Origin of the sequence: Mycobacterium sp. D16Q13 (genome assembly GCF_002013375.1) — a bacterium.
GTDB lineage: Bacteria > Actinomycetota > Actinomycetes > Mycobacteriales > Mycobacteriaceae > Mycobacterium.
The window spans coordinates 253,381-276,247 of sequence record NZ_MAEW01000011.1; the positions used below are offsets into that span (position 1 = coordinate 253,381).

Annotated in this window: 26 protein-coding genes; 9 read left to right on the plus strand and 17 right to left on the minus strand. The window is 64.1% G+C overall.

Going from position 1 to position 22,867, the window contains the following annotated elements; genetic code table 11:
• Positions 1-21: 21 nt before the first annotated feature.
• Complete coding sequence (gene nrdR, locus B4400_RS14235) at positions 22-486, minus strand: transcriptional regulator NrdR (RefSeq protein ID WP_078310959.1); 465 nt, start codon at positions 484-486, stop codon at positions 22-24.
• Between the two features lie 130 nt (positions 487-616).
• Positions 617-1,126 (minus strand): LysM peptidoglycan-binding domain-containing protein, encoded by a 510-nt coding sequence (locus B4400_RS14240; protein WP_078310960.1) that lies wholly within the window; start codon positions 1,124-1,126, stop codon positions 617-619.
• A 229-nt stretch (positions 1,127-1,355) separates the two neighbouring features.
• Between B4400_RS14240 and lexA the strand changes: the two genes are divergently transcribed.
• Entirely contained in the window at positions 1,356-2,030 is a 675-nt protein-coding gene (gene lexA, locus B4400_RS14245; protein ID WP_078310961.1) for a transcriptional repressor LexA, read from the plus strand.
• Here the strand turns inward: lexA and B4400_RS14250 are convergent.
• Both B4400_RS14250 and B4400_RS14255 read right to left on the minus strand, forming a co-directional pair.
• Positions 2,027-2,572 carry a GNAT family N-acetyltransferase gene (locus tag B4400_RS14250; RefSeq protein WP_078310962.1) on the minus strand — a complete coding sequence of 182 codons (546 nt, stop codon included), beginning with the start codon at positions 2,570-2,572 and terminating at the stop codon, positions 2,027-2,029. The genes lexA and B4400_RS14250 overlap by 4 nt on opposite strands.
• A 6-nt stretch (positions 2,573-2,578) precedes the next feature.
• On the minus strand, positions 2,579-3,733 hold the full coding sequence (locus B4400_RS14255) for an acyl-CoA dehydrogenase family protein (protein WP_078310963.1): 1,155 nt from the start codon (positions 3,731-3,733) through the stop codon (positions 2,579-2,581).
• Positions 3,734-3,843: 110 nt separating this feature from the next.
• On the opposite strand from B4400_RS14255, the gene B4400_RS14260 reads away from it, so the two are divergent.
• The gene (locus tag B4400_RS14260) at positions 3,844-6,135 is read left to right on the plus strand and encodes a molybdopterin-dependent oxidoreductase (RefSeq protein ID WP_078310964.1); all 2,292 of its coding nucleotides are present in this window, start codon (positions 3,844-3,846) and stop codon (positions 6,133-6,135) included.
• On the opposite strand, the gene hflX is transcribed toward B4400_RS14260, so the two are convergent.
• From hflX to B4400_RS14280, 4 genes are all read right to left on the minus strand, one after another.
• Positions 6,132-7,529 carry a GTPase HflX gene (gene hflX, locus B4400_RS14265; RefSeq protein ID WP_078310965.1) on the minus strand — a complete coding sequence of 466 codons (1,398 nt, stop codon included), beginning with the start codon at positions 7,527-7,529 and terminating at the stop codon, positions 6,132-6,134. The two genes, B4400_RS14260 and hflX, sit on opposite strands and share 4 nt — an antisense overlap.
• A 79-nt stretch (positions 7,530-7,608) precedes the next feature.
• On the minus strand, positions 7,609-8,505 hold the full coding sequence (gene dapF, locus B4400_RS14270) for a diaminopimelate epimerase (protein ID WP_078310966.1): 897 nt from the start codon (positions 8,503-8,505) through the stop codon (positions 7,609-7,611).
• The gene (gene miaA, locus B4400_RS14275; RefSeq protein ID WP_078310967.1) at positions 8,502-9,431 is read right to left on the minus strand and encodes a tRNA (adenosine(37)-N6)-dimethylallyltransferase MiaA; all 930 of its coding nucleotides are present in this window, start codon (positions 9,429-9,431) and stop codon (positions 8,502-8,504) included. The genes dapF and miaA overlap by 4 nt, the downstream gene beginning before the upstream one ends.
• Positions 9,431-10,102 (minus strand): class III extradiol ring-cleavage dioxygenase family protein, encoded by a 672-nt coding sequence (locus B4400_RS14280; RefSeq protein WP_078310968.1) that lies wholly within the window; start codon positions 10,100-10,102, stop codon positions 9,431-9,433. The genes miaA and B4400_RS14280 overlap by 1 nt, the downstream gene beginning before the upstream one ends.
• A gap of 333 nt (positions 10,103-10,435) precedes the next feature.
• Here B4400_RS14280 and B4400_RS14285 point away from each other — a divergent pair, with 333 nt between their 5' ends.
• A complete protein-coding gene (locus B4400_RS14285; protein WP_212566651.1) occupies positions 10,436-11,698 on the plus strand; it encodes a DUF349 domain-containing protein in 1,263 nt (420 codons plus the stop codon).
• Here B4400_RS14285 and B4400_RS14290 read toward each other — a convergent pair whose 3' ends face one another.
• From B4400_RS14290 to B4400_RS14300, 3 genes are all read right to left on the minus strand, one after another.
• A complete protein-coding gene (locus B4400_RS14290; protein ID WP_078310969.1) occupies positions 11,699-12,292 on the minus strand; it encodes an Rv2732c family membrane protein in 594 nt (197 codons plus the stop codon).
• On the minus strand, positions 12,289-13,815 hold the full coding sequence (miaB, locus tag B4400_RS14295) for a tRNA (N6-isopentenyl adenosine(37)-C2)-methylthiotransferase MiaB (protein ID WP_078311137.1): 1,527 nt from the start codon (positions 13,813-13,815) through the stop codon (positions 12,289-12,291). Before miaB ends, B4400_RS14290 begins: the two co-directional genes overlap by 4 nt.
• A 70-nt stretch (positions 13,816-13,885) precedes the next feature.
• Entirely contained in the window at positions 13,886-14,356 is a 471-nt protein-coding gene (locus B4400_RS14300) for a hypothetical protein (protein ID WP_078310970.1), read from the minus strand.
• A 182-nt stretch (positions 14,357-14,538) separates the two neighbouring features.
• Between B4400_RS14300 and gluA the strand changes: the two genes are divergently transcribed.
• Genes gluA through B4400_RS14320 form a run of 4 tightly spaced genes read left to right on the plus strand, consistent with a single transcriptional unit; the run spans position 14,539 to position 17,904 of the window.
• Positions 14,539-15,267, plus strand: coding sequence for a glutamate ABC transporter ATP-binding protein GluA (gene gluA / locus B4400_RS14305; RefSeq protein WP_170915013.1), 729 nt, complete (start codon positions 14,539-14,541; stop codon positions 15,265-15,267).
• On the plus strand, positions 15,267-16,286 hold the full coding sequence (locus tag B4400_RS14310; RefSeq protein ID WP_078310972.1) for a glutamate ABC transporter substrate-binding protein: 1,020 nt from the start codon (positions 15,267-15,269) through the stop codon (positions 16,284-16,286). The genes gluA and B4400_RS14310 overlap by 1 nt, the downstream gene beginning before the upstream one ends.
• Entirely contained in the window at positions 16,283-16,966 is a 684-nt protein-coding gene (locus tag B4400_RS14315; RefSeq protein WP_078310973.1) for an amino acid ABC transporter permease, read from the plus strand. The genes B4400_RS14310 and B4400_RS14315 overlap by 4 nt, the downstream gene beginning before the upstream one ends.
• On the plus strand, positions 16,963-17,904 hold the full coding sequence (locus B4400_RS14320; RefSeq protein WP_078310974.1) for an amino acid ABC transporter permease: 942 nt from the start codon (positions 16,963-16,965) through the stop codon (positions 17,902-17,904). Before B4400_RS14315 ends, B4400_RS14320 begins: the two co-directional genes overlap by 4 nt.
• On the opposite strand, the gene B4400_RS14325 is transcribed toward B4400_RS14320, so the two are convergent.
• From B4400_RS14325 to B4400_RS14335, 3 genes are read right to left on the minus strand one after another with little or no spacing between them, the layout of a single operon-like run.
• Complete coding sequence (locus B4400_RS14325; protein WP_078311138.1) at positions 17,905-18,357, minus strand: nuclear transport factor 2 family protein; 453 nt, start codon at positions 18,355-18,357, stop codon at positions 17,905-17,907.
• A gap of 13 nt (positions 18,358-18,370) precedes the next feature.
• Positions 18,371-19,258 carry a pyridoxamine 5'-phosphate oxidase family protein gene (locus tag B4400_RS14330; RefSeq protein ID WP_078310975.1) on the minus strand — a complete coding sequence of 296 codons (888 nt, stop codon included), beginning with the start codon at positions 19,256-19,258 and terminating at the stop codon, positions 18,371-18,373.
• 1 nt (position 19,259) lies between these two features.
• Entirely contained in the window at positions 19,260-19,721 is a 462-nt protein-coding gene (locus tag B4400_RS14335; protein ID WP_078310976.1) for a VOC family protein, read from the minus strand.
• Between the two features lie 144 nt (positions 19,722-19,865).
• Between B4400_RS14335 and B4400_RS14340 the strand changes: the two genes are divergently transcribed.
• Positions 19,866-20,384 (plus strand): CGNR zinc finger domain-containing protein, encoded by a 519-nt coding sequence (locus B4400_RS14340; protein WP_078310977.1) that lies wholly within the window; start codon positions 19,866-19,868, stop codon positions 20,382-20,384.
• Positions 20,385-20,478: 94 nt separating this feature from the next.
• The gene (locus B4400_RS14345; RefSeq protein ID WP_078310978.1) at positions 20,479-20,862 is read left to right on the plus strand and encodes a hypothetical protein; all 384 of its coding nucleotides are present in this window, start codon (positions 20,479-20,481) and stop codon (positions 20,860-20,862) included.
• An 11-nt stretch (positions 20,863-20,873) separates the two neighbouring features.
• On the opposite strand, the gene recX is transcribed toward B4400_RS14345, so the two are convergent.
• The 3 genes from recX to B4400_RS14360 all read right to left on the minus strand — a co-directional run bounded on the left by recX (position 20,874) and on the right by B4400_RS14360 (position 22,867).
• The gene (recX, locus tag B4400_RS14350; protein WP_078310979.1) at positions 20,874-21,476 is read right to left on the minus strand and encodes a recombination regulator RecX; all 603 of its coding nucleotides are present in this window, start codon (positions 21,474-21,476) and stop codon (positions 20,874-20,876) included.
• Positions 21,442-22,482, minus strand: a complete 1,041-nt coding sequence (gene recA, locus B4400_RS14355) for a recombinase RecA (protein WP_078311139.1) — start codon at positions 22,480-22,482, stop codon at positions 21,442-21,444. The genes recX and recA overlap by 35 nt, the downstream gene beginning before the upstream one ends.
• A gap of 190 nt (positions 22,483-22,672) precedes the next feature.
• Positions 22,673-22,867: a DUF3046 domain-containing protein gene (locus tag B4400_RS14360; RefSeq protein WP_070940115.1), complete on the minus strand. Its 195-nt coding sequence runs from the start codon at positions 22,865-22,867 to the stop codon at positions 22,673-22,675.

Consider the following 22,867-nt stretch of genomic DNA (forward strand, 5'->3'; position numbering starts at 1 on the left):
GCGCGTCGACCCGGCCGAAGATCAGGATCCGGTCGGTGCGTCCCGATGGGCGCGCAACGCGGCGATCTCACGTTCGAAGTCGTCGGCGGAGCTAAATCCGCGATACACCGAGGCGAAGCGCAGATAGGCGACCTCGTCCAGGTCACGTAGCGGGCCGAGGATGGCCAGGCCCACCTCGTTACTGGGAATCTCTGGAGACCCGGCGGCCCGGACCGCATCTTCGACCTGCTGGGCAAGCAGATTCAGCGCATCGTCATCGACATCGCGGCCCTGACAGGCCCGGCGCACGCCCTTGATGACCTTGTCGCGACTGAACGGCTCGGTGACACCGCTGCGCTTCACAACGGCCAGCACAGCGGTCTCGACAGTGGTGAAACGACGGCCGCACTCCGGGCACGATCGCCGTCGACGTATCGCCTGACCTTCATCCGCTTCACGGGAATCGACAACGCGCGAGTCTGGATGACGGCAGAACGGACAGTGCATTACTGCTCCTTCGCCGGTTCTGGACTCCAAGTCACTGGGCTGGGTGGGCTGACACACAGCGCAGCGCGCCCAGACCGGTCTCGAGGATACCCGTGCTCCCACACGTTCGAAGGTCACGCCCGTTCGCCGATCAGCCGACCGGAGAAACCAGCGTCTGACCGGCTTGTACTGTCGCCGAGTCGAGTTCATTGAGTTCACGGATCTTGGACACCACCGCCGAGCGCGGGGCATCCGGCGCGACACGCGAGGCCACGTCGGCCAGGGTCTCGCCGGGCGCGACCTGGACGACCGCCACACGCTCCGGCACACCAACTCCCCCGACTCCGGCAGCACTGACCTGGCCGAGCATCAGCAGCCACATCGTCGCCACCGCGGCACCCACCGAAACAACAATGGTCGCCTTCAGGCTCACCGGACGACGACCATGCACCCGATGCGGCACCGCCGATACCCGGACACCGGTGCCCCGGTACGCGGCCGGCCGGCCGGCGGGCCTCCGATAGGCGACGGTGCGCACCGGCAGCGCCCGACGCTGAGTCAGCGGATACTCCGCGCTGTAGGCACGTGCCTGCGGGGCGTAATCGCGCGACGCGTACTCGGCAGCGCGAGACCGCGGTGTGGTGAGAACGTTTGTGCTCATCTGTGTGCCCTTCCTGTCCTGTCGATCGGTAGGCCCGTTCGCTCTTATGTTCGAATGTACTCGATCATGTGTTCGATGTCCGAACATGTGATCGATTTGTAGCATCCGCCACCGACAAGTGGTCTTGAGCTGCACGAATGCCGCCTACGCGCGGCCCCCCGGGCTCTATTCGCGACACGCATCGAACACATGTTTGATAAATACCGCCGACAGGTCTAGATTCGGGCCCATGAGCGATACACCCAGCAAGGGACCCGCCACCGGTTCACTGACCGAGCGCCAGCGGACCATCCTGGAGGTCATCCGCGCATCGGTGAATGAGCGGGGTTACCCCCCGAGCATCCGCGAAATCGGCGATGCCGTCGGGCTTACCTCGACATCGTCGGTCGCCCATCAACTACGCACCCTCGAACAGAAGGGCTTCCTGCGGCGCGATCCGAATCGTCCACGCGCCGTTGATGTTCGAGGAATCGATGATTCCCGCGGCCCGTCCGCGACCACCGATGTGGCCGGTTCCGGCGACCTGCCCGAGCCAACATTCGTGCCCGTCCTGGGCCGTATCGCCGCCGGTGGTCCCATCCTGGCCGAGGAGGCCGTAGAGGATGTGTTCCCGCTCCCCCGCGAGCTGGTTGGCGAGGGATCGCTGTTCTTGCTCAAGGTGGTCGGCGAATCGATGATCGACGCCGCGATATGCGATGGCGACTGGGTAGTGGTCCGCCAGCAGAATGTCGCCGACAACGGCGATATCGTGGCGGCGATGATCGACGGCGAGGCGACCGTCAAGACATTCAAGCGGACAACGGGTCAGGTGTGGCTGATGCCGCACAACCCACTGTTCGAGCCGATCCCCGGAAATGACGCCGCCATCCTCGGCAAGGTCGTCACCGTCCTGCGCAAGATCTAGCCGTCACCAGGCGGCGGTCCGGGTGCGGAATCGTCGTCTGCGCGCCCGTCGAGGGACGGCAGGAACAGCTGGAAATGCGCCACGTCATGCCAGCTGCCCAACTTGTAGCCGATGCGTCGGTAGCATGCGACTTGCTCGAATCCCATTGCCCGGTGCAGCTTTTCACTCGCCTGATTGGGAACCACGACAACGGCGAGCACCGTGCGATAACCGCGAGAGCGCAGCCGGTCGAGCAGCGCCGTGTACAACTGGCGGCCCGTCCCGCGCTGTTGCCGGGTGCCGTCCACGTACACACTGACCTCACACGCCCACTGATAGGCGGTCCGTGATTTCCACGGCACCGCGTAGGCATACCCGAAGATCTCACCGCCATCCTCGGCAACAAGCCAGGCATGCCGGTGGGCCGCCGTGCGGATGCGTTCGGCAAGAACAGCATCCGACGGCGGCACCTCCTCGAACGAGATGGCCGTATCCGTTACATACGGCGCGTAGATCGCCGCGCAGGCGACCGCGTCATCGGCGGTCGCGTCACGAATGATCATGAGGCGCTAGAGCGAACGCCCGATGATCTCCTTCATGATCTCGGTGGTTCCGCCGTAGATCGTCTGGATACGAGAATCCATGTATGCCCGGGCAACCGGGTACTCGCGCATGAAGCCATACCCACCGTGCAGCTGCAGGCAGCGATCGATCAGGTGAACCTGCTTCTCGGTGCTGTACCACTTGGCCATCGCGGCCTGCTCGACGCTCAGTTCCTTCTTGTTGAGCAGCGTGATGAACTCGTCGACCATAATCCGGATCATCGTGGCATCGGTAGCGAGCTCGGCCAGCACAAAGCGGCTGTTCTGGAAGCTCTTGATGGGCTTGCCAAACGCCTTGCGCTCGGATGTGTACTGGATGGTCGCCTCAAGCATGGTTTCCATCGCCGCGGCCGCCACGACGGCGATCGACATGCGCTCCTGCGGCAGGTTCTGCATGAGGTAGATGAAGCCCTGGCCCTCTTCACCCAGCAGGTTGGCGGCGGGCACCCGGACATCGGTAAAGGACAGCTCGGCGGTGTCCTGCGCGTCCAGGCCCATCTTGTCGAGCTTGCGGCCGCGCTCAAAGCCCTCCATGCCGCGTTCCACGACAATGAGGCTGAAGCCCAGCGCACCCTTCTCGGGGTCGGTCTGTGCGACCACGATCACCAGGTCGGCGTTAATGCCGTTGGTGATGAAGGTCTTCGAGCCGTTGAGAATGTAATGATCGCCGTCCTTGACCGCGCGGGTCTTGATGCCCTGCAGGTCGCTTCCGGTGCCCGGCTCGGTCATGGCGATGGCGGTGATCAGCTCACCGGAACAGAAACCGGGGAACCAGCGGGCCTTCTGCTCGTCGTTGGCCAGATCCCGGAAGTACGGACCCGCGACATCGTTGTGCAAAGTGAAACCGATACCCGACTGGCGAGCCTTGGTGATCTCTTCGCCGATGATGGCGTTGTAGCGGAAATCGACGAGTCCGCCGCCGCCGAACTCCTCAGGCATGTCAGTGCCCAGGAAGCCCTGTTTGCCCGCCTCGACCCAGAGAGAGCGGTCGACGATCTTGTTCTCGTCCCACTCCTCCCGGTACGGCTCGGCATGCCGTTCCAGGAAGGTCTTGAACGACTCGCGGAACAGTTCGTGCTCGGGTTCGAAAATGGTGCGTTTGAACTTAACAGCGCCGGCCATGATCACCTTCCGGTTTGGGTTTACGTACTCGGCAGAATGTATACCAACCCACTGGTCGGTTGGTACTCGCCTACCTGGTTTCGACGGACAGAAAGCCTAGGCTGACTGAGGTGACCAAGCTGGCACTTTCACACACGCACTGGGGTGCATTTACCCCCGAGATCCGCGACGGCGAAGTGATCGGCGTCACGCCTATCCCGACCGATCTGGACCCGTCACCGCTGTTGCAGAACATTCCCGGTTCGATCCGCCACCAGGCCCGAGTAACCGCGCCATTCGTACGCCGCGGCTGGCTGCGGGACGGACCCGGTCCCAGCACAGCACGCGGCTCCGACGAGTACGTCGAGGTGTCCTGGGACGAGCTCACCGAACTACTGGCCGATGAACTACGGCGGATCGTCGACACTCATGGCAACGAAGCCATTTACGGCGGCTCGTACGGCTGGGCCAGCGCGGGACGGTTCCATCATGCCCAGAGTCAGGTACACCGGTTCCTGAAACTGCTCGGCGGGTACACCTTTTCACGTCATTCGTACAGCCTGGGGGCAACCGGCGTCATCATGCCGCACGTCGTCGGCACCCACGACGGGCTGTTCAAGAGGTCGACGTCATGGGACGTCATCGTCGAGAACACCGACCTCCTGGTCTCATTCGGCGGTATGGCCCTGAAGAACACCGGTGTCAACCATGGCGGCACCACCGCGCATCCGGCTCGTGATGCCCTCGACAGGTTCCGCGCCCGCGGCGGGCGCATCGTCTCCTTCAGTCCGCTGCGCGATGACATCGACGGCGAATGCGAATGGCACGCACCTGTTCCCGGGACCGACGTCACGGTCATGCTCGCGCTGGCCCATGTGCTGGCCGTGGAAGGTCTGGCCAACCTGGCCTTCCTACGCTCCTACTGCACCGGCTATGAACGGTTTGAGCGCTATCTCCTGGGGATCGACGACGGTGTACCCAAGACCCCGGAATGGGCTGCGAGTATCAGCGCTCTGGACGCTGACGAGCTGCGCACACTGGCGCGGCGAATGGCGGCCGGGCGCACCCTGGTGACGGTCAGCTGGTCGCTGCAGCGGGTGCGCCACGGCGAACAGGCCCCGTGGATGGGGCTCACCCTGGCCGCGATGCTCGGTCAGATCGGGCTTCCCGGAGGTGGTTTCGGCCACGGCTATGGCTCGATGAACGAGGCGGGACTGGCCCCGGTCAGCTGCCCGCTGCCGACCTTCCCCCAGGGGCCCAACCCGGTTGCGACGTTCATCCCGGTGGCGGCCATCAGTGAGCTGCTGCTGCGGCCCGGCCAGACACTGGCCTACAACGGTCAGACACTCACACTGCCGGACATCCGATGCGTCTACTGGGCGGGCGGAAATCCGTTCCACCACCATCAGAACCTGCCGCGACTGCGCCGTGCGCTGGCGCGCGTCGACACCGTCGTGGTGCACGATCCGGTGTGGACGGCCATGGCCAAGCACGCCGATATCGTGGTGCCGTCTACCACCAGCCTGGAACGCGACGACTTCTCCGGAAGCCGCAACGACCCCCTGCTGGTGGCGATGAAGGCCGCGACATCGCCCTATGCCAACTCGCGCGATGACTACACGACATTCTCGGCGCTCGCCGAAAGGCTCGGGTTCGGCGACGAGTTCTCCGAGGGACGCACCGCCGCGCAGTGGCTACGTCACATTTACACCGATTGGGCCGCGGCCCGCGATTTCGCGGTGCCAACCTTCGACGAGTTCTGGGAGCAGGGCTACCTGCAGTTGCCGACCGATCCCGGCCTGACTCTGCTCTCGGACTTCCGTGACAACCCAGACGCGCACCCGCTGCACACCCCGAGCGGGCGCATCGAGATCTTCTCGGAGACCATCGACAGTTTCGGATACGCCGACTGCGGCGGCCACCCGCAGTGGTACGAGCCCACAGAATGGCTGAACGGTGAACGCGCCCAAAGCTTCCCACTGCACCTGATTGCCAATCAGCCGCGGACCCGGCTGCACAGCCAGCTCGATTTCGGCGGCACCAGCCAGGCCTCGAAAGTTCAGGGACGCGAACCCATCCGCATACATCCGGCCGACGCCGCCGAGCGCGGGATCGGTGACGGCGACGTGGTGCGGGTCTTCAACGACCGCGGTGCGTGCCTGGCCGGGGCGGTTCTGGACGAAGGCCTACGGCACCGGGTGGTGCAGCTGTCCACCGGCGCGTGGTACGACCCGATCGATCCGTCCGATCTAGATTCGCTCTGCGCACACGGCAATCCCAATGTCCTGACCGACGATTCAGGAACCTCGTCCTTGGCACAGGGGTGCACCGGTCAGCACGTGCTGGTGCAGATCGAGCGGTTCGAGGAATCACTGCCGCCGGTTCGGGCACACATCCCGCCGCAGCTCGTTCCGCGCGACTAGAGCCCGGCGAGAAGCGCGGCCAGCGCCCGAGGCACCCTGCCCACCACGCGCGTGCCCTCCGCCAGATGTTCGGTGGAATGCACCTGACCCTCGGTATGGATTCGGGCCACCAAGTCACCGCGTTCGTACGGGATGACCACGTCGACGGGCACATCCGCGCGGGGCACCGTCTCGGCGATGGCCGCTCGGAGCCTGGCGACCCCGTCGCCGGTGTGCGCCGAGACGAACAGCGCCTGGGGCAGTGCGCGACGCAGCTGCGCCAAGGCAAGATCACCCGCAGCATCGATCTTGTTGATCACCAGCAGCTCCGGTGCCGCCGAAGAATCATGGTCGGCGACAACCTCACTGATCACCGCGCGCACCGCCTCGATCTGGGCCAGCGGCGCCAGATCGGAGCCGTCCACCACGTGGACGAGCAGGTCCGCGTCGGCCACCTCTTCCAGAGTGGACCGAAACGCCTCCACCAATTGGGTGGGCAGGTGCCGTACGAAACCGACGGTGTCCGTGATGACGAATTCGCTTCCGTCATCAAATGTTCCGCGCCGCGTTGTCGGTTCGAGGGTGGCGAACAACGCATCCTGGACCAGCACCCCGGCACCGGTGATCGCGTTCAGCAGGCTCGACTTACCGGCATTGGTGTAGCCGACGATGGCAATCGACGGAGCATCACTCTCGAGGCGACGGCTGCGCTTGGTGTCACGAACCGTCTTCATTTCGCGGATCTCGCGACGCAGCTTGGACATGCGTTCGCGGATCCGGCGCCGGTCGGTCTCGATCTTCGTCTCACCGGGGCCACGGGTACCCACACCGCCACCTGCGCCGCCGGCGCGGCCACCGGCCTGGCGGGACATGGATTCACCCCAGCCACGCAGCCGCGGCAGCATGTACTCCATCTGCGCCAGCGACACCTGCGCTTTGCCCTCGCGGCTGGTGGCGTGCTGGGCGAAGATATCCAGAATCAGCGCGGTGCGGTCGATGACCTTGACCTTCACTGCCTTCTCCAGCGCTACCAGCTGCGCCGGGCTGAGCTCACCGTCGCAGATCACGGTGTCGGCACCAGTGGCCAACACGATCTCGCGCAGCTCGATCGCCTTGCCGGATCCGATATATGTTGCCGGATCTGGCTTTTGACGACGCTGAATCAACGCTTCGAGCACCTCGGACCCGGCGGTCTCGGCGAGCGCCGCGAGTTCGGCCATGCTGACATCGGCCTCATGGGAGGTCCCGTCGGTCCAGACACCCACCAGCACAACCCGTTCCAGGCGCAGCTGCCGGTACTCGACCTCGGTGACATCGGCGAGTTCGGTGGAGAGCCCCGCCACACGCTTGAGCGCGGCGCGGTCTTCCAGCGCCAGTTCGCCATCGGTGGGTGTCTGATAGGACGTCGAATTCATATCTCTGCTGTCTGCTCTTCGCGCGGTTCGCTCATCGCGCACCGATGCTCCCACCTGTGGCTCATCGATCGCATCCCAATTATCCGCAGGCGCCAATGCCGCCCCACCATTCGTCGGAGATTTCGCCGTCGGCCAGCAGCATCGACGGCCCACGCAGGAAGCTGGAATCGGCGGTTACTGTCACCCGGACCTGTCCACCGGGGATGTCGACCACAATCTCACCGGCCGACAGTCCGAGGTGCCGCAGTGCGGCATAGGCAGCCGCCACGGTTCCTGTTCCACAGGAACGCGTCTCGCCGACGCCCCGTTCGTGGACCCGCATCTGCACCGCGCCGACGGCACCGTCAGTGCCGTCGACGGGGGCCGTCAGCACCTCGATATTGACCCCGTCGGGAAACAGCTCTTCGCCGAACTCCACCGGAGCACCCACGTCGAGCATGCGCAGATCCTCAGCGGACAGATCAGCGTCCACGCAGGCCAGGTGCGGATTGCCCACATCGATGGCCAGACCGGAGAACCGCCGGCCGCCGACAGTCGCCTCACCGGCGCCGAACTCCTTGACCGGCCCCATGTCGACGGTCACGTCAGCGGCGAGCTGGCTCCAGGAGTTGATAGTCACTGGCCGGGGCCCGGCCAGTGACGCGACAACGAACTCGTCGCGGTGCTCCAGCCCCACCGACCGCAGATAGTGCGCGAACACCCGGACACCGTTCCCGCACATTTCGGCGATCGAACCGTCGGCATTGCGGTAGTCCATGAACCAGTCTTCGCTACTGACCCCGGCCGGCTTCTCGGCCAGCACCCCGCCCTCGAGGGCCGCGCCCACAGTGGTCACGCGCAGCACGCCGTCGGCGCCAAGACCGCGTTGCCGGTCACACAGCGCCTGTACGGCGGGCACCGACAGATCCCGCTTGATGTGGACGTCCGGCAGCACCACGAAGTCGTTCTGGGTGCCGTGGCCCTTGGTGAACTTCACGTATCCGAGGATAGGCGCCACCGCGACTCAATTTCGCCGCAGAGTCCGGCTGGGTCACCGTCGCTGCCTGCCAGCCACATGATGCGGTGGTCGCGGCCAAACCACGATCGCTGCCGACGCACATAGCGCCGGGTGCCCATGAATGTCAGTTCACGCGCCTGTGCCAGGTCGCCGGCGCCTCCCCCGGTATCCAGCGCCGCGATCACCTGGGCATATCCGATCGCCCTCGATGCCGTGACACCCTCACGCAGGCCGACACCCAACAGCTGCTCGACCTCCGCGACAAATCCCTGCTCGAACATCAGATCCGTGCGCCGCGCGATCCGCTCGTCGAGTTTGTCCGTCTCCCAGTCCAATCCCACGATCAACGTGTCCCACCGTGGCGAGCCGATAGTCGGCGCCGACGCGGCGAATGGCTGCCCGGTGAGTTCGATTACCTCCAGTGCCCGCACCGTGCGACGCCCGTCGGTGGGCAGGATGACCGCTGCCGCTGCCGGGTCCCGGCTGGCGAGTTCGGCGTGCAACGCGGCGACTCCAATCTCCGCCAGCCGCTGCTCCCAGCGCGCCCGTACCTGCGCATCCGTCGCGGGAAACGTCCAATCATCAAGTAAGGCCTGGATATACATCATCGATCCGCCGACGATCACGGGCACATGTCCTCGTGCCTGGATGTCATCGATGGCCGCAACGGCGTCCTGTTGATAGGTCGCGACGGTGGCGGTCTCTGCCACATCGAGCACATCGAGCATGTGGTGTGGAATGCCCCGGCGCTCTGCCTCAGGCACCTTGGCGGTACCGATATCCATACCGCGATACAGCTGCATCGCGTCGGCGTTGACGATCTCGCCGCCCAGCCGCTCGGCGAGCTCTAGCGCGAGGGCCGACTTGCCGGTGGCGGTGGGGCCGATGACCGCGATGGGTCGCATCACGACACCTGCCAGGTGCCCGCGAAGTAGCCAACCCCGTACGGGGAACCTTGGTACAGGCACCGGGCCTGAACGGCGTCCGAACCCACCAATCCGGCAAGTGCCCGGTAGACGGCGCCCCCGGTGATCACATCCGAGAGACCGCACAGTGCGGCCACGTCCCCATGAGCAAGCGCGCCGACAAGTCCCTGCTGCGCGGCCCCGGCCTCGGGCCGATAACCTCCGGGCGCCTTGTCGGTGAGGGTGTTGGCACCGTCGGCGATGACGAGTACCCCCGGGGGCGTCGGCAATGCCTCGATCTCATCACGCAAGGCCCGTCCGCAGGCGGCCCCGTCCGCACCGGAGACACCGACAAGTCGCACCTGCACCTCGGCGGCCTCCACTCGGGCCCGCAACCACCCGGCGATGAGCACGGGCAGCGGCAGTTCGACAGAGGCGGCGGGCCTCGACGAGAGCGAAACACGCACGTCAACCCCGTATCCGGCGAATGTGCCCGACACGTCGCTGCCATATCGGCCGTCCCCCGCCCCGATCGCGATCCATCGGGTGGGCAGGCTTCGCACCGCCGTAATCGCGGCCTCACGCAGGTCAGCGGTCTCGTGGGCAGCCGCACCGCCCAGCTCGGGCACCAGCAGCGGGGTCGACGGGCAGATCGCTATCGAAAGATCCACGATGCTAGGTCACCCCCTGGCTGAGGTTCGCGGCCTTTGGGTGGATGACATCGCCAAACGCGATGCACACGGCAGCTCCGATGGGGAGTGCCGACGCGATATCCGCCTCGGACATCGCGGCCTCCTCGCGGAATCATCTGGCATATGTTCGCCCGTGCGGCGATGACACCTGTTTGAATGAACGGTGTAGTGAGCTTAGGGCGCCGTGTTGCGCGGCAACAATTGCAGGAAGAGGTTTCGATGCCGGATCAGTCACCACAACAAGAGAACGTTGCTCCCGCCCACCAGCCCGGAGCTGCCCCCGTCCCCCGGCCGGGGCCGAAACCTCATCCGATGCCGCGGCGTCCCGCAGCATCGGCGCCCGCTCCTGCGGCCCATCATGTCGATCCACACAAGTTCGGCCGTGTGGATGACGACGGCAGCGTCTGGCTGATCACGTCAGCCGGTGAACGCCAGATCGGGTCGTGGCAGGCCGGAGATGCCGACGCGGCGTATACCCATTTCGGCCGTCGGTTCGAAGACCTGGAGACCGAAATCCAGCTACTGGAATTGCGGCTCGGCTCGGGTTCCGGCGACGCGCGCAAGATCAAGACCGCCGCCGAGCACCTCGCAGAGACGCTGCCCACCGCGGCCGTCCTCGGCGATGTGGACTCGCTGTCCGCACGCCTGTCGGCGCTCGTGGAGTCCGCGGACGCCCAGGCCGCCGCGGCACGCGTGCAACGCGATGAGGCTCGTTCAGCGAGCATCTCCCGCAAGGAGGAACTCGCCGCCGAAGCCGAGGAGCTCGCGAACAATTCCACACAGTGGAAGGCCGCCGGTGATCGGATCCGGGTCATTCTCGACGAGTGGAAATCAATCCATGGTGTCGATCGCAAGACCGACGACGCCCTGTGGAAGCGGTACTCAACCGCACGCGAGACGTTTAACCGCAGGCGCGGCGCGCATTTCGCCGAACTGGACCGCGAACGCGCCGGGGCACGGGAGAAGAAGGAAGACCTGTGTAAGCAGGCTGAGACACTCTCGGATTCCACCGACTGGGGCGCAACCTCCGCGGCATTCCGGAATCTGCTGAACGACTGGAAGGCCGCTGGTCGGGCTCCCCGGGAGACCGATGACAACCTGTGGCACCGCTTCAAGGCCGCTCAGGACAAGTTCTTCGCTGCCCGCAACGCCGAATCTGCTTCCCGCGATGCCGAATTCGTGGCCAACGCGGACGCCAAGCGCGCATTGCTGGTCGAGGCCGAGAAGATCGATCCGGAGGCCGATGTAGATGGCGCCCGGGCGGCACTGCGGGCCATCGGTGACAAGTGGGATGCCATCGGAAAGGTGCCGCGTGAGCAGCAGACGGATCTGGAACGGCGGCTGCGCGCGGTAGAGAAGAAGGTTCGCGACGCTGGTGAATCCGGCTGGGGCGACCCCGAGGCGGAGGCACGCGCCGAGCAATTCCGCGTTCGCGCACGCCAGTTCGAGGAGCAGGCGGTCAAGGCGGAGGCCGCGGGCAAGGCCAAGGATGCCGAGAAGGCCCGTGCCAGTGCCAAGCAGTGGCAGGAATGGGCCGATGCGGCGGTGGCCGCCGTCAAGAGCCGGTCGCGCTAGTTACCGCTCGTCCCCGTCGTCCTCGAAGGCGTCGTCGAGGAAGGTGCGCTGATCTCGCTTGGCCGCCTCGCGCCGCTGCTGTTCGGCCGCCAGCTGCACCGCAGTACGCGACCACACCACACGCGCCCAGTGGAAAGTCAACAGAATGACGGCGATCCAGGCGACCACCAAACCGATCCCCGGGCCGGGATGTCCGGCTCCGGCGGTCTGACGGGTCCAAATCGCAAGCATGCCAATCACACTGGCAACGAACGAGCCCGCCAGCGCGATCCAGGACAGCACCCAGCGGCGGGTCAGTAAGGCCAGCATGGAAAACCCGACACCGAAGACCATCGCGAGCCACACGAAGATCCGGGACGGCACCCGTACGGATTCCTGGTCCGCTATCGCTCCATTGAGCAGAACGTCGAATCCTCTGGCATGTCCGGTGTGCGGCAGTACGAACGTGAGAAGTAGCGCGAAGACCAGGACGGCCACCACGAGGGCGCGCGCGCCCGGATCGATCTCTCCGGCGACCTTCTTCTCGGCCGCGTCGATGTCTCTGCGGAACTCCTCGAACTCGGCGTCTTCTTTTCCGGATTCCGCGTCACTCATAGCCCGCACCCTGCAACCTCAATCTGCTCTGTCGCCTTCGGGGCTCCAATTGCCGGCATGCCCAAGCCGATTCCCGATGTAGACGGTTTTTTGCCGGTTTCGTGTGCATCGCCGGCCCGGGTGCGCCGATGGCTGAGCACTCCCCCGTCGGCGATCAGGTGATGCGGCGCCGCGCCGGTGACGTCGACGGTGATGACATCGCCGGGACGCAACTCGCCGTCCAGCTGTCCTTGCGGCCGGAAGTGCACCAACCGGCCGTCGCGGGCACGTCCGCTCATGCGCGCGGTCTCGCCGTCTTTACGGCCTTCGCCGGTGGCGATCAGCACCTCGATCTGTCGACCAATCTGCTTCTGATTCTCTTCCAGCGTGATGGATTCCTGCAGCACGATGAGCCGGTCATAGCGTTCCTGCACAACGGCTTTCGGCAGCTGATCAGGAAGCTCGGCCGCCGGTGTCCCCGGCCGGATCGAGTACTGGAAGGTGAACGCGCTGCAGAAGCGTGCGCGACGCACAACCTCAAGTGTCTGCTCGAAGTCCTCTTCGGTCTCGCCGGGGAATCCGACAATGATGTCGGTGGTGATGGCGGCGTCCGGCATGACCGCACGTACCTTGTCGATGATCGATAGGAAGCGCTCGGACCGGTATGACCGGCGCATCGCCTTGAGGACGCGATCAGAACCGGATTGCAGCGGCATATGCAGCTGGGGGCACACGTTCGGGGTCTGTGCCATGGCCTCGATGACGTCATCGGTGAATTCAGCGGGGTGTGGCGAGGTGAATCGCACCCGCTCCAGCCCCTCGATGCGGCCGCAGGCGCGCAGCAGATCGGCGAAAGCGCCGCGATCGCGGGCAATGTCAGGATCGGCGAAGTTGATGCCGTAGGCGTTGACGTTCTGACCGAGCAGCGTCACCTCCAGCACACCCTGGTCCACCAGCGCCTGCACCTCGGCGAGGATGTCACCGGGACGCCGATCGATCTCTTTGCCCCGCAAAGAGGGAACGATACAAAAGGTGCAGGTGTTGTTGCAGCCCACCGAGATCGACACCCACGCCGCGTAGGCCGATTCGCGGGTGGCGGGCAGCGCCGACGGAAAGTGTTCGAGGGCCTCGACGATCTCGACCTGGGCCTCGTTGTTGTGACGTGCCCGCTCCAGCAGCGTGGGCAGCGATCCGATGTTGTGAGTGCCGAAGACGACGTCGACCCACGGCGCCTTCTTGAGCATGCCCTCGCGGTCCTTCTGGGCGAGACAACCGCCGACGGCGATCTGCATGTTCGGGTTGGCGGCCTTACGCGGTGCGAGATGGCTGATGTTTCCGTACAGCTTGTTATCGGCGTTCTCACGCACCGCGCAGGTGTTGAAGATGACGATGTCGGCGTCGGTGCCGTCGGGGGCCTTGACGTATCCGGCCGCATCCAGGAGGCCCGACACCCGCTCGGAGTCGTGCACATTCATCTGGCAGCCGTAGGTGCGGACCTGGTACGTCCGGACCGCCGATTGATCGGAAGTCACGGTACTGGTCACGGACTTATGGTACGTGCCCGAGTTCAGGCCGTTTCTCGCGCCGAGGGGCGCCAGTTCCACCACCGCGCCTTCATCGCACTCCACGCTCCGGGACATGCCAGCCCTGCCACCAATCGTGGATGCTGCAGACGGCATTCACGCCCATCCACATCCACCAGCCGGCCCACATCCACGATCCGACGAGCCCGGGCGCGGCGAATGCTTCGAGAACACCGAGCACGACGACGCCCGCGATCAGCACGATGACGACCGCGAATGAGATATCTCGCCGCGGCCGGGGCCGCTCGAGAATCTCGCTGTCGCGCAGATGCCGCCCCGCATCGACGGTCACCTGCCCCGATGGCGTGACCAAACGCATTAGCGAGCTGGGCAGCAGAAACAACCCGCAAACCAGCCCGAAACTCGCGGCGATCCAGCCCCAGGTAGTTGCCCCGTTGATCACCGCAACCGGAAATGACCCGATGAACAGAACAGATGCTAGAACTCTTGCGAGCGCCTTGATTCGCGGGCCTTCGACGGAAGGCCGCCGTCGCGTCCGCATGGGCTCAGTATTACAGATGTTTGCTGACGCCGGTCAGGCGAGGTGCTGGATCCCAGGCCGTCCGATTCGCGGACCCCTGCGTTCCGCGCTGCAAAAGTGTGGGGAACCCGTATTGTCTGACCATGCCGGTGAGCACCGACACCTCAACGAGCGGGGAAAACGCCCCCGCAACAAGCATCCCGATGATCTCCCTTGAGCATGTCGACAAGCACTTCGGCGACTTGCACGTCCTCAAGGACATCACCCTGGAAATCCCACGCGGTCAGGTCGTTGTCATCCTCGGGCCCTCCGGCTCGGGCAAGTCGACCTTGTGTCGCACCATCAATCGTCTCGAACCCATCGACACCGGCACCATCCGAATCGACGGCCAGGCGCTTCCCGAAGAGGGACGCGCGCTGGCCAACCTGCGCGCGGAGGTGGGGATGGTCTTCCAGTCCTTCAACCTCTTCTCACACAAGACAATTCTCGACAACGTGACGCTCGCGCCGATGAAGGTGCGCAAGAAGGACAAGGAATCCGCGCGCAAGCACGCCATCGAGCTGCTGGAACGCGTGGGAATCGCGAGCCAGAAGGACAAGTACCCGGCGCAACTATCCGGCGGGCAGCAGCAACGCGTCGCGATCGCCAGATCGTTGGCCATGGGCCCCAAGGTCATGCTGTTCGATGAGCCCACCTCTGCACTGGACCCCGAGATGGTCAACGAGGTTCTCGATGTCATGGTGTCGCTGGCCAAAGAGGGCATGACCATGCTGGTGGTCACCCATGAGATGGGATTCGCCCGCAAGGCCGCGGACCGGATCATCTTCATGGCCGACGGTGCCATCATCGAGGACACGGACCCGGAGAGCTTCTTTACCAACCCGAAGTCCGAACGCGCCAAGGACTTCCTCGGAAAGATCCTCGGGCATTGATGAGTCGCTTGCGCGAAGAAGCTCAAGCACTGATGCGACGGCACACCGCACTGGTGGCGGTCGTCGCCCTGGTTGCCACGCTGATCAGTTCCTGCGGCAGTACCGAGCCACGCCAACTACTCGAATCGATCCGGGGCGGCACCGTCGTCCTCGGCACCAAGTTCGATCAGCCCGGGGTGGGCCTGCAGCACCCCGACAAGAAGATGAGCGGATTCGACGTCAAGATTTCCGAGTACGTCGTCAACGCCATCGCCGACGAACTTGGTGTCGCACATCCGACCATCCACTGGTACGAGACGCCGTCGGCACAGCGCGAACAACTCATCGACAACGGCACCGTGGACATGATCGCCGGGAGCTACTCGGTCAACTACAGCCGAGCCCAGAAGGTGTCCTTCGCCGGCCCTTATCTCATTACCTACCAAGGGCTTCTGGTTCGCAAGGCGGATGACTCACTGACAACGCTGGATGATCTGAACCGGGGCAAGAAGCTGTGTTCGGTATCCGGCTCGACGCCCGCACAGAACGTGAAGAACCTGCTGGCCGGCACCCAGCTGCAGGAGTTCGACTCATATTCCTCCTGCGTGGAGGCGCTGCGGCGGGGCAAGGTCGACGCCCTCACCACCGACGAGACGATCCTGGCCGGGTACGCCAAGCGCTACGAGGGTGAGTTCAAGCTGATTCAGATGAACTACGAGCTGAGCAAGCCGTTGTGCATCGGTAAACCCAAGAAGCAGAAGAAGAACGGCGACCCGTTCTCCAGGGAGGTCTACGGGATCGGCCTCGCGAAGGGTGACACCGCCGCCATCGAGGCCATCGACCGCGCACTCGACAAGATGATCGCCAGCGGGGCCTGGGATACCGATCTGCGGGATGCACTGGGCAACAGCACGATCGATGATTGGGAGAAGCGCGCCAAGAGCGGCACCTACGGTCTGCTGCCCGACCCCTCACTGGCCGCGATCGAGAAGATCACCGGCGTCAAGCCCGTCGCCGACAAGGCTTGTGAGGCCGCATGAACGCGCTGTGGGCGAACATGGGACCGCAGCTGTGGCCGGCGTTCTGGACCACCCTCAAGCTGACATTCTTCTCGGCCGTGGGCGCACTGGTGTGGGGCACGATCCTGGCGGAGTGCCGGGTCTCGCCCGTGCCGATCATGCGGATCTTCGGTACCTGGTACGTCAACCTGGTCCGGAACACCCCGCTGACCCTGATCATTTTGTTCTGTTCGGTGGGGCTCTATCAGAATCTCGGTATCGCACTGGCGCCCGAGAACTCCAACTTCATCAGAAACAACAACTTCTGGCTATCGGTTCTCGGATTCTCTTTGTACACAGCAACTTTCGTGTGCGAAACATTGCGATCCGGGTTCAACACGGTCCCCCTGGGCCAGGCCGAGGCAGCGCGGTCCCTCGGAATGCCGTTCTGGAGGGTCTTGACGCTCATCGTGTTACCGCAGGCCATGCGGTCGGTCCTGGCCCCCATGGGCAGCGTGCTGATCGCCCTGGTCAAGAACACCTCGATCGCCTCGGCGATCGGGGTCGCCGAGGCAGCCCTGCTGATGCGATCGGAGATCGAGCTGTTCGCCGACCAGATTGTCTGGATCTTTCTCATCATCGCGGCGGGCTACATGGTGATCACGCTGACGATCGGATTGACCTTCGGATACTTCGCGAAGCGGCTGGCGGTGAAGCGATGACCGGCAGCGCCACCGTCATGTATGACGCGCCCGGCCCAAAGGCCCGCGCGGTCAATCGGATTATCGCCGTCGCGTTCACGGCCTTCGTGGGCGCGGCTGCGGCCTGGGTGATCTGGACCCTCGTCGCCAATGAACAGCTCACCGCCGAAAAATGGTCGCCCTTCCTGCGTCTGGACACGTGGACGACGTACATCCTGCCCGGACTGTTGGGCACCATCACCGCGGCGGCGTTGTCGATTGTCTTCGCACTTGTTCTCGGCGCCATGCTCGGCATTGGCCGGCTCTCCGATCATCGCGCCGTGCGCTGGATTTCGAGTGCCCTTGTCGAATTCTTCCGCGCGATCCCCGTACTGATCTTGATGGTGTTCTCGTACTACTTGTACGGGCAGCAGGCCATTTTCCCGTCCGAGTATCTGGCTTTCGCCGCGGTGGTGACAGGGCTGTCGCTGTATAACGGCTCAGTCATCGCCGAGATCCTGCGTTCGGGCATCCAGTCACTCCCCACGGGGCAGTCCGAGGCCGCGGTAGCGCTGGGCATGCGCAAGTCGCAGATGATGCGGCTGATCCTGCTCCCCCAATCGATTGCGGCGATGCTGCCCGCGCTCATCTCTCAGATGGTCATCGCCCTGAAGGACTCTGCGCTGGGGTACGCATTCGGCTACATCGAGGTGGTGCGTTCGGGCATCCGCTCGGCGTCGTACTACGGAAACTATCTGCCTGCGCTCGTCGTGGTCGCGGTCATCATGATCCTCATCAACTTCGCGCTCTCGTCGCTGGCCACCAATATCGAGCGTCAGCTGCGGGAAGGCCGCAAGAAGAAGAGCCTCTTAGAAGTTCCGCACGCACAGCCCGAACCAGGCTTGGTCACCAAGGATCTCCTGAAGACACGCGGCGTGGATCCCGCACACAAAGACTTACGCCAGGACTACGGCGAGTAGTCAGCGGATGGGCAGCGGCGACTCATCACCGGCCGGGCGGGGACCGAAGATGCGGCGCTCTTCCTCGGCGATCTGAGTGTCGTTGATGCTGGCTTCGCGACGTGACATCAGCCCTTCCACGGTGAACTCCCACAACTCGTTGCCATAGCTGCGCCACCACTGACCGGCCTCGTCATGCCACTCGTATTGAAAGCGCACCGCCATCCGGTTCTCCCGGAACCCCCACAGCTCCTTGCGTAGCGCGTAGCCGTTCTCCTTGGCCCACTTTCGGGTCAGGAACGCAACGATGTCCGCGCGCCCGGTAATGAACTCGTCGCGGTTTCGCCACACCGAATCTTCGGTGTAGGCGGCGGCGACCTTCTCGGGATCGCGCGTATTCCAGGCGTTCTCGGCGGCCCGCACCTTTTCGCGGGCGGAATCGATGTCGAACGGCGGTAGCGGTGGGCGCATGATGTGTCTTTCCTTGTCAGAGATGCGGATTGGCGGGCGAAGGTTCAGCTTCGCCCCACCGTAGAGGGCTGGCATTGACGATCTCGATGACCTCGCCGATGGTGAAGTCGACGGAACATTGCGCACCCGGGGCGAAGGTACCCTCGTCCCAATTGAGGCGCGCGGTCCCCGAGAGCTGCAGAGTCGATCCGGTCTGCCAATTCGGGATCAGCAGGCCACACCGGGGATCGACATGCAGGTTCCCCAGCGTCATGAACATCGAGTTGCCCAGGTAGTCGGGCCACCGTAGTTCGTTCGGTGAAAGCACCCGCAGGAAACCGGGATTCCCGCCGCGATGCGACGCATCGGCATTGCCTTCGCCATCGGCGGTGCCGATGATGAAGGTGTCCGTCGTCGCGACCGTCTGCTGCTGTTCCTCGTCCAGAGCGGTCGCGTGGCGCGGTGTCCCGGGCAGTCCGGGCCCGATCCCGGACACGTCGCGCCGTGCAATGTACTTGGGGCAGTTGGAATACACCTGATCGGTGGAGACAATCAGACCCTGTCCCGATGGCACCGCAGTGCCGTTGACACGCATCCGGCGCCGCCGCTGCGGCTGCAACGCGATCATGCCGATCTTCTGCTCCGATTGCAGTGGCGCGGACAGTGGATCGCCCGGGACCGGCAGACCGTCTATCGCGATGGTGCGGGCGTCGGTGGCATGCGCGAACCCCGGCGGACCGATGATCTGGCTCGTCCACATCCGGCCATCGCCATCCCCAGCCGACACGAAGACCAACGGTTGGGCGGCAAGAAAGGCCGCCGCGACTTCCGGTATCTGCGCCGAGATAATCCGCCCAACGCGAACAGCACTGTCCGATTGTCCCATTCGATGCTGAACGGCCAGCTCGCCGGGGTGATAGGTCATCTCAGAAAAACCCGCATGTCGGCGCGTCGCCCGCCGGCGCCTCGTACTGCTCGACGCCCGTCGCCGCGAACACCTCAAGACGGATCCCGTCGGGGTCGGTGAAGAAGATCCCGCCCGATGACGCGCCTTCCTGGTGCGGCACAACTCCGTCGTGCGCGAACACCGTTGACAGTTCCTTCAGGACCGCCTCCACTGCCTGCACCTCCTGTACGGAATCCACTTGGAAGGACAAATGGTGCAAGCCCGGCGTGGCGGCCGAGAATTCCCCACTGCTCTGTTCCCAGAGGGTCAGCACGGGGCTGCCATCGAATCCGAGAAACGCGAAGCGCTGCGCCCCGTCGAGGCTCGCCACAAGCTGCTCGAATCCGAATGCCCGCCGGTAAAACGCGACCGATCGCTCCAGATCGCTGACGTTGAGTCCGATATGGCCGGTGATGATGCGGGGTGCGATGGCTGTGCCCATGAACAATCCTTCCTAACCAATAAATTCTTCTTACCGGTTAGATCGTAGTCAGGGCGAGCACTCCGGTCAACCACCTATACCGATTTTATCGGTTAGAATTCATGTGACACTTTGCCCCGGAAAGGAGGCGGCTAGCCTCAGGCCATGTCCGATCCACGCCCTCATCTCGGCGAACCGCTCGCACTGGATCTGCTGAACACCCGGTGGATGAGTGGCGATGGACCGCAGGATCTGCTCACCACTTCCGATGGCTTGCGAATCTGGTTGCACACCAACAACCTTGAGGATCGATGTGCCGCAGACGACAAGACCAGGGAGGCGTTGCTGCTCGCACGTGACGCCATCTACCGTGCGGTCAAGGATTCCGATATCGACGACATCAACGCGGTGCTGTCCCACGGTGCGATTCGCCGCGCCCTGACCGCCGACGGGCCGGCCGACATCGCCGAAGTTCCCGAATCACACTGGCTTCCCGGCTGGCTCGCCGCCGACAATCTGCTCACCCTGCTGGCCGACTCGCCGGATCGGATCAAACAGTGCGCGCACCCGCAGTGCGTGTTGTTCTTCTACGACACGTCCAAGAACGGGGCTCGCCGGTGGCACTCCATGGCTACCTGCGGAAACAGGGCAAAGGCCGCACGGCATTACGCCAAGAACACGTGATCAACCTTCACAGCTGCATCACAGGGCCGATTCTTACTCAACTATCACAATCGAAGTATTACGTAACAGGTATCACTTCGTTACCATAACTCCCATGCGAAACATCGTATTGGCCGTTGGCGTGTCCGCCGTTTTCGGAGCGGCGTGCGCGGGGGCAGCGCTGACGGGTGCACCGGTGGCCTACGGAGCTCCGTTGAACTTCGACTGCCTACAGGTCGCGACCCCGGTCGGAATGAACCTCACCTGCGTGAACCCGACGCCGTTCACCATGGACGCACACTTCAAGGGAAACTGCGGTCCGCTCCCCATGCTCAACGAAGACACCGAGATTGGGCCATTCAAGACAATCTCCCGCCAGGTACCGTGCCTGCCGGGTGTGCAGTCGCCGTCGGCCGAAGCGTCGATGAGCATGAGATCCAACGCGCCGGACGAGGGTGACCCGCCGCCCAATCCCCCGGCTCGCCCATTCGGCCTCTAGAACCGCTTCACTCACCCGACGTTGCGCCTGTCCTGTTCGGAAGCAAGGGCGTTTTTCACCACGTCATAGGCCATGGAATGGCCGTATCCGCGACGCGCAAGCATAGCCACCAATCGCCGCGCCGCCTTGATCCCACCGTCATCGAGATTTTCTGACCGGAGTTTCTTGGCGACAAGCTCTGCCGCGCGCGATCGCTCGGCATCTCCGTCGATCTGTGCGAGCGCCGCGGCCGCATTCTCCGCCGATACGCCCTTGGTCCGAAGCTCTGCGGCCAAGGCACGCTTGCCTTTACCGGCGTAGGTATGCCGGGACTGCACCCATTGAGCCGCAAAATCGGCATCGTTGATCAGTCCTGCGGCTGCCAACCGTTGCATGATTCGATCAGAGACCTCATCGGGGTACCCGCGCCGAGCCAGCCTTTCGGTCAGCTCGGCGCGGGTACGCGCCCGACTTGTCAACAGGCGGAGGCAATATGACCACGCCTGCTCGTCCCGCGAATCAACCGGTTCACGCGTCGGGGCTTCGGGTACCGACGCGACCCGGGATCGCAGTTCGTCTAGAGATTCCCTGGAAGGGGAATCAGAAATCGACTGGGGCCGGGACAACTTCTTCATCGGTCAGCACCGCTCCGATACCGAGCTTTTCCTTGATCTTCTTCTCGATCTCGTTGGCGACATCGGCGTTCTCCAACAGGAAGTTGCGGGCGTTCTCCTTGCCCTGACCCAATTGCTCACCCTCATAGGTGAACCAGGAACCGGACTTGCGGATGAAGCCCTGCTCCACGCCCATATCGATGAGCGACCCCTCCTTGGAGATGCCCTTGCCGTAGAGAATGTCGAACTCAGCCTGCTTGAACGGCGGCGATACTTTGTTCTTGACCACCTTGACGCGAGTGCGGTTACCCACCGCATCGGTACCGTCCTTGAGAGTCTCGATACGGCGCACATCAAGGCGAACCGATGAGTAGAACTTCAAAGCCTTACCACCCGTGGTGGTTTCGGGCGAACCGAACATCACGCCGATCTTCTCGCGGAGCTGGTTGATGAAGATCGCGGTGGTGCCCGAGTTGCTGAGCGCACCGGTCATCTTGCGCAGGGCCTGACTCATCAGGCGAGCCTGTAGACCGACATGGCTGTCGCCCATCTCGCCCTCAATTTCGGCGCGAGGCACCAGCGCGGCCACTGAGTCGATGACGATGAGCGAGATGGCGCCCGAGCGCACCAGCATGTCCGCGATTTCCAGAGCCTGCTCACCGGTATCCGGCTGGGACACGAGCAGCGAGTCGGTATCGACACCGAGGTTCTTCGCGTATTCCGGGTCGAGCGCATGCTCGGCATCGATGAACGCGGCGATACCGCCGGCGGCTTGCGCGTTGGCCACCGCGTGCAGCGCGACGGTGGTCTTACCCGAGGATTCCGGCCCGTAGATCTCGACCACACGACCACGGGGCAAGCCGCCAATACCGAGCGCCACGTCCAGCGCGATGGATCCGGTCGGGATCACGGAGATGGGCTGACGCACCTCGTCGCCGAGCCGCATGACCGAGCCCTTACCGAAGCTCTTGTCGATTTGTGCGAGCGCGAGCTCGAGAGCCTTCTCGCGATCCGGTGCCTGCGCCATGGTGTTCTCCATTTCGTCTTGGTGTTCGAAGATCGGTCCGATTCGGGTTGCCGATCGGTTGAGGTGGACGCTAATCGACCCCACCGACAAGCGATCTACCTGCGCGGACCGTTCGTTCGACTGAAATTAGAGTAAGGCGAACACCTGTTCGAATCAAGCAGGCGCGCCGGTGCGGCGTGTCACCGCACCATCACCACTGATCGCGCGGGACGTCGAAATCGGCGCATAGAGCCCGCCACACGTCGCGGGGTTCCGCCCCGTCTTCGACGGCTTGCGCCGCGGTGCGTCCGCCCATCGCGGTCAGAACGTGGTCGACCAGCACGGACGAGCCGTAGACCGCACCGAATCGACCGGTGACAAGCTCATGAAATTCCGTCAGACGCAC